At 62.7% G+C, this 18,626-nt stretch carries 11 protein-coding genes; 5 read left to right on the plus strand and 6 right to left on the minus strand.

The features are described from left to right. Positions 1-5: 5 nt before the first annotated feature. On the minus strand, positions 6-1,526 hold the full coding sequence (locus B0B52_RS11660) for a PLP-dependent aminotransferase family protein (protein ID WP_077593815.1): 1,521 nt from the start codon (positions 1,524-1,526) through the stop codon (positions 6-8). Between the two features lie 165 nt (positions 1,527-1,691). Here B0B52_RS11660 and B0B52_RS11665 point away from each other — a divergent pair, with 165 nt between their 5' ends. The 3 genes from B0B52_RS11665 to B0B52_RS11675 all read left to right on the plus strand — a co-directional run bounded on the left by B0B52_RS11665 (position 1,692) and on the right by B0B52_RS11675 (position 3,715). Continuing rightward, positions 1,692-2,180 (plus strand): RidA family protein, encoded by a 489-nt coding sequence (locus B0B52_RS11665; RefSeq protein ID WP_077593816.1) that lies wholly within the window; start codon positions 1,692-1,694, stop codon positions 2,178-2,180. Positions 2,181-2,452: 272 nt separating this feature from the next. After that, positions 2,453-2,617 carry a hypothetical protein gene (locus B0B52_RS22590; RefSeq protein WP_217349796.1) on the plus strand — a complete coding sequence of 55 codons (165 nt, stop codon included), beginning with the start codon at positions 2,453-2,455 and terminating at the stop codon, positions 2,615-2,617. A 51-nt stretch (positions 2,618-2,668) separates the two neighbouring features. Then, on the plus strand, positions 2,669-3,715 hold the full coding sequence (locus tag B0B52_RS11675) for a S1C family serine protease (RefSeq protein WP_077593818.1): 1,047 nt from the start codon (positions 2,669-2,671) through the stop codon (positions 3,713-3,715). An 86-nt stretch (positions 3,716-3,801) separates the two neighbouring features. On the opposite strand, the gene B0B52_RS11680 is transcribed toward B0B52_RS11675, so the two are convergent. After that, on the minus strand, positions 3,802-5,652 hold the full coding sequence (locus B0B52_RS11680; protein WP_254425694.1) for a ShlB/FhaC/HecB family hemolysin secretion/activation protein: 1,851 nt from the start codon (positions 5,650-5,652) through the stop codon (positions 3,802-3,804). A 25-nt stretch (positions 5,653-5,677) separates the two neighbouring features. Then, complete coding sequence (locus B0B52_RS11685; RefSeq protein WP_077593819.1) at positions 5,678-12,430, minus strand: YDG domain-containing protein; 6,753 nt, start codon at positions 12,428-12,430, stop codon at positions 5,678-5,680. Between the two features lie 478 nt (positions 12,431-12,908). Between B0B52_RS11685 and B0B52_RS11690 the strand changes: the two genes are divergently transcribed. Then, positions 12,909-13,937 carry a hypothetical protein gene (locus B0B52_RS11690; protein WP_077593820.1) on the plus strand — a complete coding sequence of 343 codons (1,029 nt, stop codon included), beginning with the start codon at positions 12,909-12,911 and terminating at the stop codon, positions 13,935-13,937. 105 nt (positions 13,938-14,042) lie between these two features. Here the strand turns inward: B0B52_RS11690 and B0B52_RS11695 are convergent, their stop codons facing one another. Further along, entirely contained in the window at positions 14,043-14,972 is a 930-nt protein-coding gene (locus B0B52_RS11695) for an SDR family oxidoreductase (protein WP_077593821.1), read from the minus strand. 69 nt (positions 14,973-15,041) lie between these two features. Here B0B52_RS11695 and B0B52_RS11700 point away from each other — a divergent pair, with 69 nt between their 5' ends. Next, on the plus strand, positions 15,042-16,085 hold the full coding sequence (locus B0B52_RS11700; protein WP_139351911.1) for a CDP-6-deoxy-delta-3,4-glucoseen reductase: 1,044 nt from the start codon (positions 15,042-15,044) through the stop codon (positions 16,083-16,085). Positions 16,086-16,738: 653 nt separating this feature from the next. Here the strand turns inward: B0B52_RS11700 and B0B52_RS11705 are convergent. Further along, positions 16,739-17,731: a tripartite tricarboxylate transporter substrate binding protein gene (locus B0B52_RS11705; RefSeq protein ID WP_077593823.1), complete on the minus strand. Its 993-nt coding sequence runs from the start codon at positions 17,729-17,731 to the stop codon at positions 16,739-16,741. Positions 17,732-17,903: 172 nt separating this feature from the next. Next, the gene (locus B0B52_RS11710) at positions 17,904-18,620 is read right to left on the minus strand and encodes an ABC transporter ATP-binding protein (RefSeq protein ID WP_077593824.1); all 717 of its coding nucleotides are present in this window, start codon (positions 18,618-18,620) and stop codon (positions 17,904-17,906) included. Positions 18,621-18,626 lie beyond the last annotated feature (6 nt).

Here is an 18,626-nt window from a genome sequence, read left to right on the forward strand (position 1 = left end):
TGTTCTCAGACTTTCTGAAGTACCAGGTCGCCTGCGTTGCCCTGCCCCGGCTGGCTTGCCAGCTGTTGGGCGCGCAGCAGGCTGCCAAGCGTGCGGTAGGCCCGCTCCACTTCGTCGGTAAATGCCTGGGTGCAACCCAGCCGCACAAAACCGTCATAGCGACCGGTATTTGAAAACATGGAACCCGGCGCGATGCGTATGCCTTCGCGCAGGGCCTGATCGAACAACACCGAAGACGAGGCGCCCGGCGGCAGTTCGACCCACAGGTTGAGCCCGCCCGGCGGAATGCTCAGGCGTGTGCCCGCCGGAAAGTGGCGGGCAACAGCGCGTGCCGCCTGTTCCCGCTGGCTGCGCAGGCTGGTCCGGAGGCGCTGGAGGTGGCGCGCAAAGGCCGGCGCCGATGCCCAGCGCGCAGCCAGCAGTTGGCCCCACTGCGCGGTATTGCGGCTTTGCGCAAACTTGAGCATGTACACACGTTCGTGCCAGCGGCCGGCGCTCATCCAGCCTTGCCGCAGCCCCGGGGCCAGCGTCTTGTTGAAAGACTCGCAATAAATCACGTGGCCCGAAACGTCCCAGGCCTTCGCGGGCCGCGGCGGCGCGGGCGAATCGAGCAGCAGCCGGTACGAATCGTCTTCCACCAGCGCCAGCCCGTGTTTGCTGCAGAACGCGACCAGGCCTGCCTTGTGGCTGTCGGGCATCAGCGTACCCAACGGCATTTGCAGATGGGGCATGACAACCACGGCCTTGAGCCGCGGCTCTGTGCGCACCGCCAGCTCAAGGGCCTCCAGCGAAATACCGGTGCGCGGGCTGCAGGGAATTTCCAGCGACTTCAGGCCCTGCGATTCAATCACCTGCAGCAAGCCGTAGTAAGTGGGCGATTCCACCGCCACCACATCGCCCGGCTGCGCCACGGCGGTCAGGGCCAAGTGCACGGCTTCGGTGTTGCCGCTGGTGGCCAGCACATCCTGCGGTGCCAGGCGTACCCCGGCGTCCAGTGCGCGGCGCGCCATGGCTGCTTGAAACTCGGGGTGCGCGCCAGTGGTGGCACGGCCCAATACCAGCAGTTCAGGGTGCTCCCGCAAGAGTGCCGCTGCACTGCGGTTCATGGCCACCACGTCGAAAAGCCCCGGCCCCGGCGTGGCGCCGCCTAGGTCCACCCGCACACCGGCGCGGCGGGCGCTGTCCAGCACCAGCGAGATGCGCTCATTGAGTCCAACATAACGATCGCCAAAGCGGCTCTGGTCGGCAGCCAGAGGCGTGCGCAGGTCCGGGTCGGCCAGTTCGGCCAGTGCCGGTGTCGCCGCACCCTGAACAAAGTAGCCCACTCGCGGCCTGGCCTCGAGCCAGCCGCGTTCTTCCATCAGGCGCAGCGTCTGCAATGCGGTCGACAGGCTCACCTCGTGGCGGCGCATCAGTTCCCGCACGGACGGCATCCGGCTGCCCGCCGGCAACGCGCCCTTGCCAATGGCCTCGCCGTAGTCGGCGGCCAGTTGCTGGTACAGCGGCAGGGGGTGGGGCTTGGCCATGACTTGATCTTGCTTGGTACTGCTGTTTCGCAACAGATACAGACAGCGCCGAAATCAACCATAACAGAGGTCGCCAATCGCGCCTGATGCCCACGCGTTTCCACCCACTGTGCCTGTTGCGTCCGGGCGGTCCTCTTTACCCTTGAGGCAGGAGGTCAACACACCATGTCAAATTCATCTTCACGGCACACGGCCCTGGACAGCTTCATCCAGACCCTGGGCTACAGCTTCGACAGCCCTATCCGCATTGGCGGCAACTATGTTTCCGTGGTGCAGGACGGCAATGTTGCCTGGGTCAGCGGCCAGATACCACGCGTGGGTGACACCGTTGTGGTCGCAGGCCGCGCCGGCGCAGACATCACGCTGGCACAAGCCCGGCTCGGCGCGCAGGTCAGCGTGGTTCGTGCGTTGCTCCTGCTGCGCCAGTCGCTGGGCAGCCTGGACCGCATCGTCCGCGTTCTGCGCATCAATGTGTTTGTCCAGTGCGCGCCTGATTTCACCCAGCAAAGCGAGGTGGCCGACGCCGCGTCGGACCTGCTGCACGCCGTGCTGGGCGAGGCAGGCCGCCACACACGAACCTCGCTGGGGGTTTATCAATTGCCAAAAAATGCGGCGGTGGAAGTCGACATGGTGGTGAGCACAGATGTACCCTGAGCGCTCGCTACCGCCTGATCAGCCACTGAGTCTGCACCTGGCAGCCGGTGATGAACTCGTGTGCACCGCAGGCATGCTGCGCCTGACCACGACCGGCCCCTGGTTGGGAGAAGCCTGGGCGCCACCCGCCCAGCAACTGCCCACCGGCCAGGCCTGGCGCGCCTGCGCAGACCTGTGGGTGAGGCTGGAAAGCGTGCGCCAGGCTTCGCGCTTTCGGTTAGTACCGGCACAGCTGACTACACAGCTGCCTGAAAAAGCGGGTACTGGCAGGCATGAACCTGAAAGCCTGGCAAGCTGTCGGCCTGCTCGCGCGGCGTAAAGTCAAGGCCGTCGACCTGGTTCGCGCCTGTCTGGAGCGTATTGCCGGACGCGAGTTTCAGGTCCAGACCCTTGCGCACCAAAGCGGATTTTTGACCCTTTCCTTGCCACGGCATTGAAATAGGCGCATTCTCGAATCGCAGTTTCTTCTGCAGCTTCGGGAGTCTGTCATGTGTTCACTTCGTCACTGGCTCTACATCCTTCTTTCCAGCGCGCTGCTGGCCACGTCGCCCGTCCAGGCCGCCACCGCGCAGCCCTTAGCCACGCAGCAAATGATCGACGCGCTGGCAAAAGCCAACTCTTCCGTCGTGGGTGTGCGTGTGACTGCAGCCGAAGGCGCACGATCAACCGAAACCCTGGGCGAGCGCCGCAGCGGCTCCGGCGTGGTCATCAGCCGCGATGGCCTGATTCTGACCATCGGCTACCTGATGCTGGAGGCCGAACAGATTGAAGTCATCACCCAGGACAACAAGACCCTGCCTGCACGCGCCGTGGCCTACGACCTGGCGACCGGCTTTGGCCTGCTTCGCTCGTTGTTGCCCCTGCGGGAAACCGGCGTGGCGACACTGGGCAGCAGCCAGGGCCTGCAGCCCGGAGACTCGTTGATGGCCGTCACCGGCCCGCAGGCCACTGACGATGGCGGCGTCAGCATGACGCAGCTGGTCAGCAAGCGCGCTTTCTCCGGAAACTGGGAATACCACATCGACACGGCGCTCTTCACCAGCCCGCCCGTGCTGTCCGGTGGCGCCAACCACAGCGGCGCGCCGCTGTTCAACCAGAAAGGTGAGCTGGTGGGCATAGGCTCGCTGCTGGTGTCCGACGTGACCGGGCAAAACCGGCGCCTGCCGGGCAACATGTTTGTGCCGGTCGATTTGCTGCGTCCCATCCTGGCCGAAATGCAGCAGTCAGGGACCAGCCTGAAAAGCCGCCGTCCCTGGCTGGGCCTGAACTCCAGCGACCAGGGCGGACGCATCCAGGTCATGCGGGTCAGCAAGGACAGCCCGGCCGAGCTGGCGGGGCTGGAAGCCGGCGACGTGGTGCTGGCCGTGGACGGAGCCAAAGTCACCACGCTGGCAGACTTCTACAAAAAGCTGTGGGACCGGGTGGCACCGGACGGCGAAATCTCGCTGACGGTATTGCAAGGCGCGGACGTCAAAACCATTGTGCTCAAGGCCAGGGACCGCATGCAGACGCTCAAAAAACCCTCAGGAATCTGAATATCCAGTGAAATATGCCTCCAGCCCTTATAAATCGGGCGCTGACAGCTCCTGAAACAATAGCAATCCGGCCATCAGAATGACAATCAGAACCGGTAACCGATCTCGGTCCACACACGTTTTGACTCGGCAGCTTTGACCAGCTCGGGCATTGCCCCAACAGGGGTCGCTAGGTAAGCCCGGGCTCGCCACTGAAGCCCGGTCCAATCAAGGCCGACGCCTGCTCCGCTCAAACTCGCGCTATTGGTACCGGTCGTCCAGGGCCGCTGATTGACTGTCAGATGTGCGCCGTCCCAGAACGCCAGCGCCTGAAGTTTTCCACCGCCTGTCTGCCCCAGGTCGTATCGAAACTCAATGCTTGCGCGAATGCCTTTGTCGCCCGACAGTGCACCCACATCGTAGGCACGCACGGAGTAAGGCCCGCCCGCGGACATCTTCTGCGACGGATCGAGATTGGTACTTGCCCATTGGCCCGTCCATGACACATACAGCGAGCCTTTCTGCCCCCAGCGCTGCAGGCGGGCAAAACCCAGGTTCACTTTCGAAAACGCACCTTGTGTTCTTGACGTTGCCGCATCGGCCAGCTGCGCTTGCGCGTCATCAAAACCCACCCGGCCGCTCGTCCACCCCAGGCTCCAGGTGTTGATGCCACCGGACATCAGCGTGTCCCGCCAGTCCCCGGTCAGGCCTGCGGTCAAGCTGTCGAGATGCCGGTCCGTCTTCATGTCAATGAGGTCAATGTGCTCGCGCAGCTGCGTGCTGTCGTACTGGACTTGTCCATAGAGATTGGCATCCGGGCTTCGCACCAGCGGATGCCTGGCCCAGAAACTGCCGGTTTGGGCAGACCCATGCGCCTCGAGAGGCTCCAGGAACCCGCCAAGCTTGTAGCTCAGGGAGGAATAAGCGGCTCCTGCGCGCGTGCCCTGGCCGTTGAGCAAGGTGTCGTAGCTGGCGCGTCCATAGTTCAACCCCGGGCCGGAACTCAAACCCGCCAGGCTGAGAACATCGCCGTGCTGCAAGGGGTTGATGAAGTTCACCGTGCCGCCCAGGCGGGCTTTTCCCGTGTAGCTGTTGCCGTAACCGTCGAGCGCCAGGTTTCCAGTCGTCCCCGGGCCGGGCGAGGCATGAATCATCAAATCGGATGCGCCCATCTCGTCACCGGGTTTCAAGACCGCCTGCACAACAACACCAGGTATGTCCGACAACAGCAGCAATGACTTGTCCAGCGCCGCCTGGGTGACCGGCTGCCCAATTTGCAGCGGCGCCGCCGTCGCCTGCAACAACACGTCATTCACGCGGGTCTGGTTATCGATGCCCACCCTGCCGTAGCGTGCCTCGATCACCAGCAGGCGTACAACGCCAGCCTGGATCACTTGCGCAGGCACCACGGCCCGCGCAAAGGTATGGCCCCGGGCGTGGTAATACTTGCCTATGCGCGCGGCCAGTCCGTCTAGCTGGTCCAGCGTCAGTTTTTGTCCCTCGGCCTCGGCCACCAGTGCATGCAGGGCAGCCGTCTCGAAAAGGGTGTTGCCCAGGACCTTGACCGCTTTGACGTCCACCGGAATGGCCGCGTTTTCTGATGACGCCTGGGCATCCTTCTCTTTGCTGACAGACAACCCTGTTCCGCCGAACGGCTGAACGGGTCGCTCGGGCGGCTGGATTTGCTGCAGGACGGAACCGACACCCACAGGCGCCGGGCCAGCCGCCTGGGCCGTCAGCAGGGGTGTGGCGACCAGCAACCCAGTGGCCAGCCGCTTCAGGCAGGAAATTTTCACGGGAGACATGCCCGCAAGCCGGTAACGCATCACAGCGGACGGCAAATAGGCCAAATCAGCATGGCCATAGAGAAAAGCAAACCTGTTTATTTTTTTATCCAACACTGCTGCCAAGCGCCAGACCTGCCAGTAACAGCGGTTCAGGCCAGCGCTGCCCTTCATGAAAAAAACCATTCGATGACCAGCTCTATTCCTGAGATGCAAACATATTTCTTCTCACCCTGACCCCACCATCAACAATGTGCAGCCGCGGGTCTTGTCCTCCCGCGATCGAGGTGTCCTTCGGCTTCTCGATGGCCGGTCTGGCGGCTGTCGGTTCTTTTCCATCTCTTGCATCGGTGCTCGCGATGTGAATGACCTGAAGGGTCGATGACGCTTCGGGTACTTCGGATTTGGCACGTGCTTCGTCCTGGGCTTGCTGCGTGGCGGAATCCACGCCACGCCCGGACGTCGCTGCCGACGCGGACGCAAATGCAGATGCAGGCGTAGAACCGGTCACGGGTACCGGTGCGGGAGTAATGGCAGCGGTCAGGCCAGCGGGCTGCACCACGGTGTAGTTGGCTGCGTCAGCGCCGCCCAAAGTGAAACCGGTCACAGCCACACTTTTGCCGTTGCCCACATTCGCGTTGGCGAAAGCACCGCTGCCGATGCCCCCCACCGTCACCACATCGGTGCCCAGCGCTGCCACATTGGCTGTGCCATTCAGCGTGGCTGCGGTTGTACCGTCATATACCTTGTTGGCTGCGCCCACGCCGGTGACAGCGAGGCTGGCTGGTGTGATGCTTGCCGTGACGCCGACAGGTTGAGTAATGACATAGTTGCCCGCATCGGTACCGCTGAGGGTATAGCCAGTGACAGTCACTGCCTTGCCATTGCCTACGTTTTTGTCGGCAAACGTGCCGCCGCCTGTACCACCCAATATCACCGTGTCACCGGCGAAAGCCGCTACATTGGCCGTGCCGTTGAGGGTAGCTGCGCTACTGGCGTCGTACACCTTGTTGTTCGCACCAATACCAGTGACAGCGAGGCTGGCTGGCGTGATGTTCGCGGTCAGGCCACTGGGTTGCACAACGGTGTAATTACCCGCGTCGGCACCACTCAAGACATAGCCGGTGACAGTCACGGTCTTCCCATTGCCCACATTTTTGTCGACAAATGCGCCGCTACCGCCGCCAACCGTCACCACGTCGCCGCTAAGCGCCGTAATGCTGGCTGTGCCGTTCAGGGTGGCGCCATTGCTGGCGTTGTATACCTTGTTGTCGGCCCCCACACCGGTAACGGCGAGACTGGCCGGCGTGATGTTTGCCGTGACGCCAGCGGGTTGGGTGACGACATAGTTACCTGCGTCCGCGCCGCTGAGGGTGTAACCAGTGACAGTCACCGTTTTGCCGTTACCCACGTTCTTATTGGCAAACGCTCCGCTGCCTGCGCCGCCGAGGGTCACTGTGTCGCCCGCGAAGGCCGCGACGCTGGCTGCGCCGTTCAGGGTGGCGGCATTGCTGGCGTCGTACACCTTGTTGGCCGCACCTACGCCGGTAACGGCAAGGGCTGCTGGTGTGATGTTTGCCGTAACCCCGGTGGGTTGAGTGATCACATAATTGCCCGCGTCCGCACCGCCCAATGTGAAGCCGGTGACCGTCACGGTTTTGCCATTGCCTACGTTCTTGTTGGCGAACGTACCGCTGCCGCCACTAACCGTCACCGTGTCGCCCGAGAAAGCCGCAATGCCGGCCGTGCCGTTGAGGGTGGCAGCGTCGCTGGCGTTGTACACCTTGTTGTCCGCTCCCACGCCTGTGACGGCGCGGCTGGCTGGTGTGATGTTCGCCGTGACCCCCGTCGGTTGAGTGATCACATAGTTGCCGGCGTCAGCGCCGCTGAGGGTGTATCCGGTGACAGTCACGGTTTTGCCATTGCCCACGTTCTTGTTGGCAAACGTGGCGCTGCCTGTGCCGCCCACGCTCACCGTGTCGCCGGCGATGGCCGCGACGCCGGCTGTGCCGTTGAGTGTGGCGGCATTGCTGGCGTCGTACACCTTGTTTGCCGCACCCACGCCGTTAACGACAAGGGCTGCTGGTGTGATGTTCGCCATGACCCCGGTGGGTTGAGTGATCACATAGTTGCCGGCGTCAGCACCGCCCAATGTATAGCCGGTCACAGTCACGGCCTTGCCGTTGCCCACGTTCTTGTCGGCGAAGGCGCCGCTGCCGCCGCCAACCGTCACTACGTCGCCGCCCAGGGCTGCAACGTTTGCTGTGCCATTGAGCGTCGCCGTGGTCGTGGTGTCATACACCTTGTTATTGGCTCCCACCCCTGTGACCGTCAGGCTGGCGGGCGTGATGTTGGCTGACAACCCGGTGGGTTGTACCACGGTGTAGTTGCCTGCATCGGCACCGCCCAACGTGTAGCCCGTGACTGTCACAGCCTTGCCGTTGGCCACATTCTTGTTGGCAAAAGCGCCACTTCCACCGCCAACCGTCACTACATCACCCCCCAGGGCAGTAACCGCCGCCGTTCCGCTGAGCGTAGCGGCGGTCGTTGTGTCATACACCTTGTTGTTGGCATTCACGCCTGCGACCGTGAGGCTGGCCGGTGTGATGTTTGCCGTCACCGCTGCAGGTTGCACCACGGTGTAGTTACCGGCATCGGCACCGCTCAGCGTATAGCCGGTGACAGTCACGGCCTTGCCATTGCCGACATTCTTGTTGGCGAAGCTGCCGCTGCCCGTGCCGGCCACGGCCAAGACATCCCCGCCCAAGGCCGTGACGGCCGCCGTTCCGTTGAGCGTCGCCGTGGTGGTCGTGTCATAGACCTTGTTGTTGGCGCCCACGCCTGTGACGGCCAGGCTGGCCGGGGTGATGTTCGCGGTCATGCCCGTGGGTTGCACCACGGTGTAGTTGCTGGCGTCAGCGCCGCTGAGGGTGTAGCCGGTGACAGTCACGGCTTTTCCGTTGCCAACATTTTTGTTGTTGAAATTGCCGCTGCCACCGCCAACCGTCACCGCATCGCCACCCAAAGCTGCCACCGCCGCCGTTCCGCTCAGCGTCGCCGTGGTGGTGGTGTCGTACACCTTGTTGTTGGCATTCACACCCGTCACCGTCAGGCTGGCGGGCGTGATGTTTGCGGTCACCGCCGTGGGTTGAACCACGGTGTAATTGCCGGCGTCGGCACCACCCAGTGTGTAGCCAGTGACTGTCACGGCCTTGCCATTGCCCACGTTCTTGTTGGCGAAATTGCCGCTACCGGTACCGCCCACCGTCACGGTATCGCCACCCAAAGCTGCCACCGCCGCCGTTCCGCTCAGCGTCGCCGTGGTGGTGGTGTCGTACACCTTGTTGTTGGCATTCACACCCGTCACCGTCAGGCTGGCGGGCGTGATGTTTGCGGTCACCGCCGTGGGTTGAACCACGGTGTAGTTGCCGGCGTCAGCGCCGCCCAGTGTGTAGCCAGTGACTGTCACGGCCTTGCCATTGCCCACGTTCTTGTTGGCGAAATTGCCGCTACCGCCGCCCACCGTCACGGTATCGCCACCCAAAGCTGCCACCGCCGCCGTTCCGCTCAGCGTCGCCGTGGTCGTCGTGTCGTAGACCTTGTTGTTTGCCCCTACACCGGTGACGGCCAGGCTGGCTGGCGTGATGTTTGCAGTCAGCCCCGTGGGCTGCACCACGGTGTAGTTGCCGGCGTCGGCGCCGCTCAGGGTATAGCCGGTCACGGCTACGGCCTTGCCGTTGCCCACGTTCTTGTCGGCAAAGGCGCCGCTGCCGGTGCCGGCCACGCTCACCGTGTCGCCGGCGATGGCCGTGACGCTGGCCGTACCGTTGAGTGTGGCGGTGGTGGTCGTGTCGTAGACCTTGTTGTTTGCCCCTACACCGGTGACGGCCAGGCTGGCCGGCGTGATGTTCGCAGTCAGCCCCGTGGGCTGCACCACGGTGTAGTTGCCGGCGTCGGCGCCGCTCAGGGTATAGCCGGTCACGGTTACGGCCTTGCCGTTGCCTACATTCTTGTTGACAAACGTGCCATTGCCGGTGCCGGTCACGCTCACCGTGTCGCCGGCGATGGCAGTAACGCTGGCCGTACCGTTGAGTGTGGCGGTGGTGCCGGCGTCATACACCTTGTTGTCCGCTCCCACCCCTGTGACCGCCAGACTGGCGGGATTCACTGTCAGCGTGCCGTTGGCATAACTGATGTCGTAGCCCTGCTGGTTGGAATACAGGCCGGACCCGGTCACGGTATAGCTGCCGGCGTTGACCGCGCCCTGGGCAGTTCCGCTGAAGCTGATGCTTCCCGACAAGCTGCCGCAGGCCACGTTGGAACAACTGATGCCGGTCCCGCCATTCCACGCCAGCCTGTCATAGGTCTTGCTGGTACTGCCGACGGTGACCGTGGTGGCCTTCATGAGCGCCTTGAGAAGTGGACGGCTATTCCCCTCGTAAATGCGCCAGACGCTTGTGAAATCCCAGTTCGGATTGACGTTGCCGTTGGCAAGAGTGGCCGAGCTGAAGTTGGCCTGTTGCTGCATATCGGCCGTGGCCATGGCCATGCCGCCGCCCGAGCTGGCGTTCTGTCCGGTCGTGGTGGAGTCCCAAAAGCTGTTGTTGATGGCTATGCCGGCGACCCACAAGCCAACCAGCCCGCCCAGGTCGCTGGTGCCGCTCACGGCTCCGGTCGCGTAGCTGTTGTTGATCGTGCCTTGGACAGGGAGTGGGATTTGGGGATCGATTTTGCGTCCCACCAGGCCACCCACGCGGGAGTTACCACTTGCTGTACCGGTCGCGTAGCTGTTGTTGATCGAAGAAACGCTGCCATTGCTGTTCCAGAGCCCCACCAGCCCGCCAACATCCGAACCAGTGCTGCTGACGTTGCCACTCGCATAGCTGCCGCTGATGGATCCGCTGTTAAGCATGTCTCCCACCAACCCGCCGGTCCGGTCGTTGGAGCCCGTGACATTGCCGGTAGCATAGCTATTGACGATGACGCCTTGTCCCCACCCCACCAGCCCGCCTACAGAGAGCCCACCGGTTACGTTACCGCTGGCGTGGCTGTTGCGGATGTCACCCTGGCTCGTTCCCACCAGCCCTCCGGCTTCCGAGCTGATTCCGGTCACGGGCGTGTTGGTGGTGTAGCTGTTGAAGATGTTGCCGGAGCTCCATCCCGCCAACGCGCCGACTTTTTCCCGGCCGCTCACGCTGCCGCCGATCAGGCCCAGGTTATTGATTCGGCCCTGGATCCCCACGTAGCCAAACAGGCCAACATAAGTGCCAGTCGGCCGGCTGATGGTGAGGCCGGAGATGGTGTGGCCCAGTCCGTCCAAAGTGCCAGTGAATTGCGACAGGTTTGAGGGGCCCAAAGGCGTGAATCCGGAGCCACTGTTCCATCCGCTGGTGGCAGAGGCATCAATGTCGGCGCCCAGCACATAACGCCCGTTGAGATTGCCGCTGATGCCCTGCAAATCGGTGCCGGTGGCGCTGGTTGCGGTGCCCAGGTCGGTGATGACGGTGTATGCAGTAGTGGTGCCGGCGCTGCCTTGCTTGGTGCTGAAGTTGTTACCCGCCGGCAGGTTGATCTTCGCGCCGTTGTTGAAGTTGTAGCCGGTACCGGTACCGGGCCCGGTGCCCTGGCCGTATTCCAGCGCCAGCTTCCCCGTGCCCGAGGCGTTGAGGTTGGCGTTGATGTTGATGTTGTTCTGCGCGCGGAGCGTCAGCTCGTTGGCATTCCAGCTCACCACATCGTTCACATTGACATCACCCGCCGTGCCCGTGTTCCCGGTGGTGCTCTCGATGACGACATTGTTTGTGCCCAGACTGGCGCTCAGTAGCGCGCCCGTGGTGTTCCCGCCCGCGGCGGCAATGGTGAAGTCCACCGGGTCAATCAACCAGGTGCCGGTCTTGCCCGCAGGGGCTGCCGTCGTGATGCGAGCACTGTCGGCAATCTTGACATGCGCGCCCGAGGTCTCGATGAAGCCGCCGTTGCCACCGTTGGGCGCCGAGGCGTCCAGCGTGCCCGCAATGTTGGCGGTGCCGGCGGCCATGCCGCCCAGCAGGATGATGGTGCCGTTGCGGTTTTCGACCGTGCGTGCCTGGATCACCCCGCTGTTGTTGACCGCGCTGGCGAGCAGGGAGTCCCGGGCGCCTGCGCTCATGAGCACGCTCCCACCGTCAGCCTGGATCAGCCCGCCGTTCTCGGCCAGACTGTTGAGCACGCTTTGATCAATCTGCACCTGCAGCAACTGGTTGCCCTGGAAGGTCAGGGTGGCGGCGCTGCCGGCGCCCAGCACCACGCTGCCCAGCGGCGCGCTGATGCTGCCCTGGTTGCTCACGGTGTTGCCCAGCAGGGCGACGTAACCACCCGGAGCCGCATTGATGCGGCCGTGGTTAACCACACTGCCTGCACCGGGGCCGCTGAAGCTGCGTTTGCTGCTGTTTAAATCTGCATCCTTGATGTCCAGCGTCGATGCGACCAGCCCGCCTACGTTGACCTGGGCGCCCGCACCGAACAGGATGCCGTTGGGGTTGATCAGGTAAACCTGTCCGTTGGCGTTGAGCTGGCCCAGAATCTGGCTGCCGTTGGTGTCCAGGATTCGGTTGACCGCGATGGCGCTGGCCGAAGGCTGCACGAAGTTGACGCTTTCCTGCGCGCCGACGTTGAAGCTCTTCCAGCTCAGCGAGAGGTTCTGGCTGGATTGCGTGATGGTGGTGTTGGCGCCGGATTGGGTAACACTTCCCGAGCCGGCAGTGACCTGGCCGTCCAGCGGACCGGCCTGGGCTGTTGCCGCTCCCAGCAGCATGGCAGCCCCGCCGGCAGCGCTACTTCTGGAAACCACAACCCCGGCAATGCGGGCTACTTTGTTGCGCAAACACACAATGCTGCGTACCAGCTGGCCAACGACGTTGATGATGGGTTTTGTCCCCGATTGCGCGCTGATCTCTGAACGAAGTTTGTGCATTTTTTCACCTCCTGCGCACCTCTTTTGTCACAAGACTGTGGAGGGCACTTCGGTGGATCGTATCCAAAAGGGACTGTCTGGATGACGAAAAAAAGCGTTTTAAAAACGTGTTCTTCTCGATGTAATAAGAACGTGCTCCCCTCTTTGATGGATGGTTGCGGGCAGCTACTTCTTTTGTAGAACAGGCATTCGCGGCACTGTGGGGTAAAGCAGACGCGGTGCCTCGTCAGGCACGTGTCGTCGAGCCGATGTGACTCGCTAAAAGCGCGCACGCTCAAATCTCAAGCAGACCATGCGTCAACCGACGGAGCGGAATAGGTCTCTTTTTGTGTTCACCTCAGGCGATGTACACAGGCATGTAGTGATGACGCAAGCCTTTGAGCTCCAATGATGCGAACTCGAAGCGACGTAGAAGAAGGTAATAGTTGCATGGCATCCTTCATAGCCAAAGCAGAGGCCGGATGGCACACTTTCGCTGATGAGATCCGTCCACCTGCACCTTGCCCTCGCCGCCCTGGCACTGCTGCTGTGTACTCGGGCCGCAATCGCAGCGACCGTTCCCCTGCCGGTGTTGCCAGTAGGTCCGGTAGAAATGCGCGTGGCCTATGCGGTCAATCCCCGTCTGCCGCGGATGGACGCGCAGCAGCTTGCGATCGCGCTGGAGGCCATGCGAAGCGCGGTGCGTGAGCACTTCGGCATCGAGCTGCGTTTCGCACCGATCAGGGAAGTGACCATCGCCTCGCTGTTCGACACCATTCCGCGCGCACGCCGCGTGACGGCGATCAAGGACAGCTATGACTTCAAGTCCGGCAGCGGCGACCGCGCGGAGCTGGGCCGGGCATTCGCGCGCGGCTTTCGCGTCGGCGTCGAGCCACTGGACGAAATGATCGCTTTCGCCCGGCCGTACACCGGCGCCATCGAGCCCGCCACATTCGAGGCGTTCGGCGCGCGCATCGCCGCGCTGCAACTGGAACGCGTCGAGCGCTGGCGCACAAGGCTGGCGCTGGACGGCAGCCCAGCCATCGACAGCCAGCCTTTCAATGAGTTCCCGATGTGGCTGGCCCTGGGGTTCGGCGACGTACCGTTCGAACTGGTGCTGACCAACCAGCTGATCGCGGGCGTCGAGAACGTCTTGCCGGCAGTTCACACGGCCGTGCGCGGCGGCTACTCCAACGGCCTGACCACCTACAACCGCCTGTCGCGCTACGGCACCGTCTCCGTGTGGAGCACCTATGCATTTACCGGCAATGACGCGCAACTGGTGGAGTCGCGCGGCGGCGAAACGTACACGCACGAGGAGGCCGCGCAATTAATGGGCTTGTCTGGCGCACACGAGATCGGCCATCAACTGCTGCATGTGCTTCATCCGTTCGGCCAGCCGGCGTGCCTGATGAGCCCGGTGCCCATGTTCAGCTACCGTGAATGGGCCGGCAAGCTTTCCGCCGCGCAGTGTCCCGTCGGCAGCAACCCGGCCATGCGGCCCGGAGCGTACAAGTTCAACTACTGAGTAGCCAGCAGCACAGGCTCACGGTAGCCACATCGACCAGGTTTTCCGCGTCGCTTCAGCGCCAGATGCATGTACCTGCGTGTTGCGCACCCGCCTCCGGCACGCTCAGCAATCGCGCAGGCCCGTTTCCACCGTGGGGTAGCGCAGACGCAAACGCAACTCCTGCTTCAGGCGCGTGTTGTCGAGCCGGCGCGACTCGCTCATGAAGCTCAGCAGCATCAGCGGCAACTCGTCTTGCGCGGTGCTTCGTGCGACCCGCTGCGGGCGTGGCAACTGGTAGAGGTCGGCCGCGAGATCAAAGTAGTCGCCCATCTTCAGCCGCGTGTCATCACTCGCATTGGTGGTGCGCTGCGGCTTGCCGCGCCACATGGCCGCAATGCAAGCGCGCGCCAGATCGTCGGCATGAATATGGTTGGTGAACACGTCGTCAGCGCGCGCCAGCACCGGTGTGCCCTTGAGCAAGCGGCCACGTGGCGTGCCGCCTTCGCGGTCAGGCGCGTAAATGCCCGGAATGCGCAAGGTGTGCACACGCGCGCCGCTGGAACGGCCGAAAAAGCGGATTTGCTGCTCGGCGTCCACCCTTCGCTGCGCACGCGGTGTGTGCGGATTGACCGGCCGCGTCTCCTTGACCCACTCACCCCGGCAGTCGCCATAAACGCCGCTGGTCGAACCATAGACCAGCGACTGCGGCAGACTGCGCAGCCGCAGTGCCCGTAGCAGGGCCAAGGTGCGCGGATCGCAGCGCCAGTCGGGCAGGTTCTCGCCCGGCGGGGGTGCCAGGTGAATCACGCGAGTGGCCAGCCCCGCCAGGCGGCGCAAAGTGGCGGGCTGGTCCAGGTTGCCGGCCAACGGCGTGATGTTTTGGGCACGCAATCCGGGCCCGCGCTCGGGCGACGAGGTCAGCGCCAGCAGGTTCACGCGCGGCGCCAGAAGGCGGGCGACACGCTGGCCGACATCGCCGCAGCCGATGATCAGGACACGCTGGCGGCGGAAGCGGGAAGGCAAGGCGCCAAGGGGACTTTGGTTTGAGGGCAAAATTAGGGGGTCGGCTGCAAAAACAGCCTGAGTTTAAAAAAAACAGGACAACGTCAGAGGATAACCAGTATGACTTTCAACGTCACCGTGCTGCCCAGCGGCCGATCATTCACCGCCAGCCCGGATGAAGCACTGTTGGCAGCCGCCATCCGCCAGGGCATAGGCATGCCCTATGGCTGCAAGGACGGCGCCTGCGGTTCCTGCAAATGCAAGAAGCTCGAAGGCACGGTCGTCCATGGCCCGCACCAGCTCAAGGCCCTGTCGCACGAGGAAGAAGCTGCCGGCTACATCCTGACCTGCTGTGGCGTGGCCCAGACGGATGTGGTGCTGGAATCGCGCCAGGTGACCGACGAAAGCGCCTTCCCGATAAAAAAAATGCCGACACGCGTGAACACGATGGCGCGCGCCTCGCATGATGTGATGGTGATTCACCTGCAACTGCCGGCCAGCGACGTCTTCAAATACCACGCTGGCCAGTATGTGGAGTTTTTGCTGCGCGACGGCGACCGCCGCAGCTACTCCATGGCCAATGCCCCCCACACGCAAACCGAAAACCCGGGCGTGGAGCTGCATATCCGCCACATGCCGGGCGGCAAATTCACCGAACATGTGTTCAGTGCCATGAAGGAAAAGGAAATCCTGCGCGTGGAGGGCCCGTACGGCAGCTTCTTCCTGCGGGAAGACAGCGACAAGCCCATGGTGCTGCTGGCCTCGGGCACAGGCTTTGCGCCTATCAAGGCGTTGATCGAGCACATGCAGTTCAAGGGCATCACGCGGCCCGCCGTGTTGTACTGGGGTGGCCGCCGGCCGGCCGACCTGTACATGAACGACTGGGTGCTGTCCAAGGTGGCTGAGATGCCCAACCTCACTTATGTGCCGGTGATCTCCAACGCGCTTCCCGAAGACAACTGGACGGGCCGGACTGGCTTTGTGCACAAGTCGGTGCTGGAAGATTTTCCCGACCTTTCGGGGCATCAGGTGTATGCCTGTGGTGCGCCCATCGTGGTGGACTCAGCCCGCGCTGACTACAGCGCCATCGGGGGCTTGCCAGAAGAAGAGTTTTATGCGGATTCGTTCACCACTGAGGCTGACAAAGCCAAGGCGCTGGCCTGAGTTTTGGAGCTGCTTGCATCACGCTGCGCGCTCAGTTCGCTCTGGACAGTAGGACGGACTCCCCACTCCCACCCCTAACCCCTCCCTCGCCTCGCTGGGCGATGGAGGGGGACTTCATTTGGCCACGTGTGCTGCAAGCGCGTGCAAACATGACGGCCCCGTGTTCCGACCTGACGCGCCTTGCGCGTCAGGTCTCCCCGCATCCGCATCCGTTCCCGATTCCGCTCCCGTTCCCGCATTCATCCCCCACCCTTCTGTATGCGCCGAGGAGCGCAGGGCCAGACGGATCAGGACGGGCGATTGTCTGAGCGTAGCGAGTTCGAGCCCGGCCCCGGCTGGACCGAGCACCGCAGGTTGCCCCGTAGCGCAGCGAAGGGGACGCAGACAGCAGGGTCGCCTTTTCTTTGCTTACTTTCTTTTGGCGAAGCAAAAGAAAGTGAGTTGCCGCCGGGCAACCCCCGGCTTGTAGGCAAACCACAACCGCAAGAGGAAACGAAGGATTCAACAAGCAAAGCCCGCACGGAGTCAGCGGATCGCCCACATGGATTCCGGATCAAGCCCGGGATGACAGATTCGGGGAAAGTTTCGCTATCAATTCAATAGCTGTTCGCGCCCGTCGCATAAGGGCTAGCACCTCAAAACACTCAATAAAATCAATCCACCCGAGCCCCAGAAGCCTTCACCACCTTCTCATACTTGACCAACTCGCTTTTCATGAAAGCACCGAACTGTTCAGGCGTATTAGCCACAGGTTCGGCCATGAGCGCCGCAAAACGGGTTTTGGCTTCAGGTGAATTCAGGGCGGCAACAAAAGCCTGGTTCAGCTTGGTGATCACGTCTTTCGGCGTCGCGGCCGGAGCCACCAGACCCCACCAAGTGTCAATCGAAAAGCCCTTGAGGGTTTCGGCCACAGCCGGCACATCGGGCATGACGGCGCTGCGCTTTTCGGTGGTCACTGCAAGCGCCTTGAGCTTGCCTGACTTGATGTTGGCGGAAGCAGTGGCCAGGTTATCAAAGTTGAAATCAACCTGGCCCGACAGCAGTGCCAACTGCGCCGGGTTGCCACCGTTGTATGGGATGTGCAGCGCAAATATGCCCGCTTCCTTCTTGAACATTTCGCCGGCCAGGTGGCCGGCGCTGCCGTTGCCGCCGCTGGCGTAGTTGAGCTTGGCCGGGTTGGCCTTGGCATAACGGATCAGGTCGGACAGGCTGTTGATGTTCAGGCGTTGGGCCGTGTCGGCGTTCATCACCAGCACATTGGGCACACGCAGCATTTGCGTGATGGGCGCAAAGTCAGTGGCAGCGTTGTAGGGCATCTTGCCGTAAAGCCAGGGATTGATCGCGTGAGTGGCCACGGCGGCGATGCCGATAGTCAGCCCGTCGGGCGGCGCCTTGGCCACCACATCGACGCCGATGTTGCCACCGCCGCCCGGGCGGTTCTCGATGATGACGGTGCCCAGGGTGTCCTTGACGCGTTCAGCCATCAGGCGCGCCGTCACGTCGATAGGGCCGCCGGGCGCATAGGGCACGATGATGCGCATGACCTTGGGCTGGGCAATTGCGGCGGTGGAAGAAAGAGCCAGCGCGGCAAATGCCGACAGGACCAGCGTGCGGGTAATGAAAGAAGGCAGGAAAGTGAGTTTCATGCCCCGATTGTGCAAAAAATGACGCCCCCGGTCACCGTGGCATTCCCTAGCAGGCGGCGCTCCGACCAGGGGGGCACTTCAATCGAACAGCGGAAATTTCTGATTTCACTATGAATTCAGTAGCTACCGGCGCCCATGGAACAAGGGCCGGAGGCCAACAATACCGAAGAAATTATTCCCCGAGGTAAGCCGCCCGAACCCGCGGATCATTCAATAGTCCCTTGGCCTCGCCATTCATCGTGACCAGGCCAGACTCCATCACATAGCCGCGATCGGCAATGCCCAATGCGCGGCTGGCGTTCTGCTCTACCAGCAGCACGGTGACGCCGCGTGCCGAAACATCCTTGACCACCTCGAAAATCTTGTCGACCATGATGGGGGAGAGGCCCATGGAGGGCTCGTCGAGCAACAGGACCTTGGGCCGGCTCATCAGCGCGCGGCCCATGGCCAGCATCTGCTGCTCGCCGCCGGACATCGTGCCGGCCAGCTGGTCCTTGCGCTCCCGCAGCCGCGGAAACAGCTCGAACATTTTCTCCATGTCCGCGGCAATTTCGGTCTTGTCGTTGCGGATGTAGGCGCCCATCTGCAGGTTCTCGGTGATGGTCATGCGAGTGAATACCCCGCGGCCTTCCGGCACCATGGCCAGGCCTTCTTTGACCAGATCCCAGGAGCCCTGGCCCTTGATGCTTTTACCCATGTACTCGATGTCGCCGCCCAGCAGCGGCAGCGTGCCGGTGATGGCTTTCATGGTGGTGGTTTTGCCGGCGCCGTTGGAGCCGATCAGCGTGACCAGTTCGCCTTCGTAGACTTCGAAGTCAACGCCCTTGACGGCCTGAATGCCGCCATAGGCCACTTTAAGACCGGTCACCTTGAGAAGTGTGTTTGCCATTTTCTT

Source organism: Polaromonas sp. A23 (assembly GCF_002001015.1).
Classification (GTDB): domain Bacteria; phylum Pseudomonadota; class Gammaproteobacteria; order Burkholderiales; family Burkholderiaceae_C; genus Polaromonas.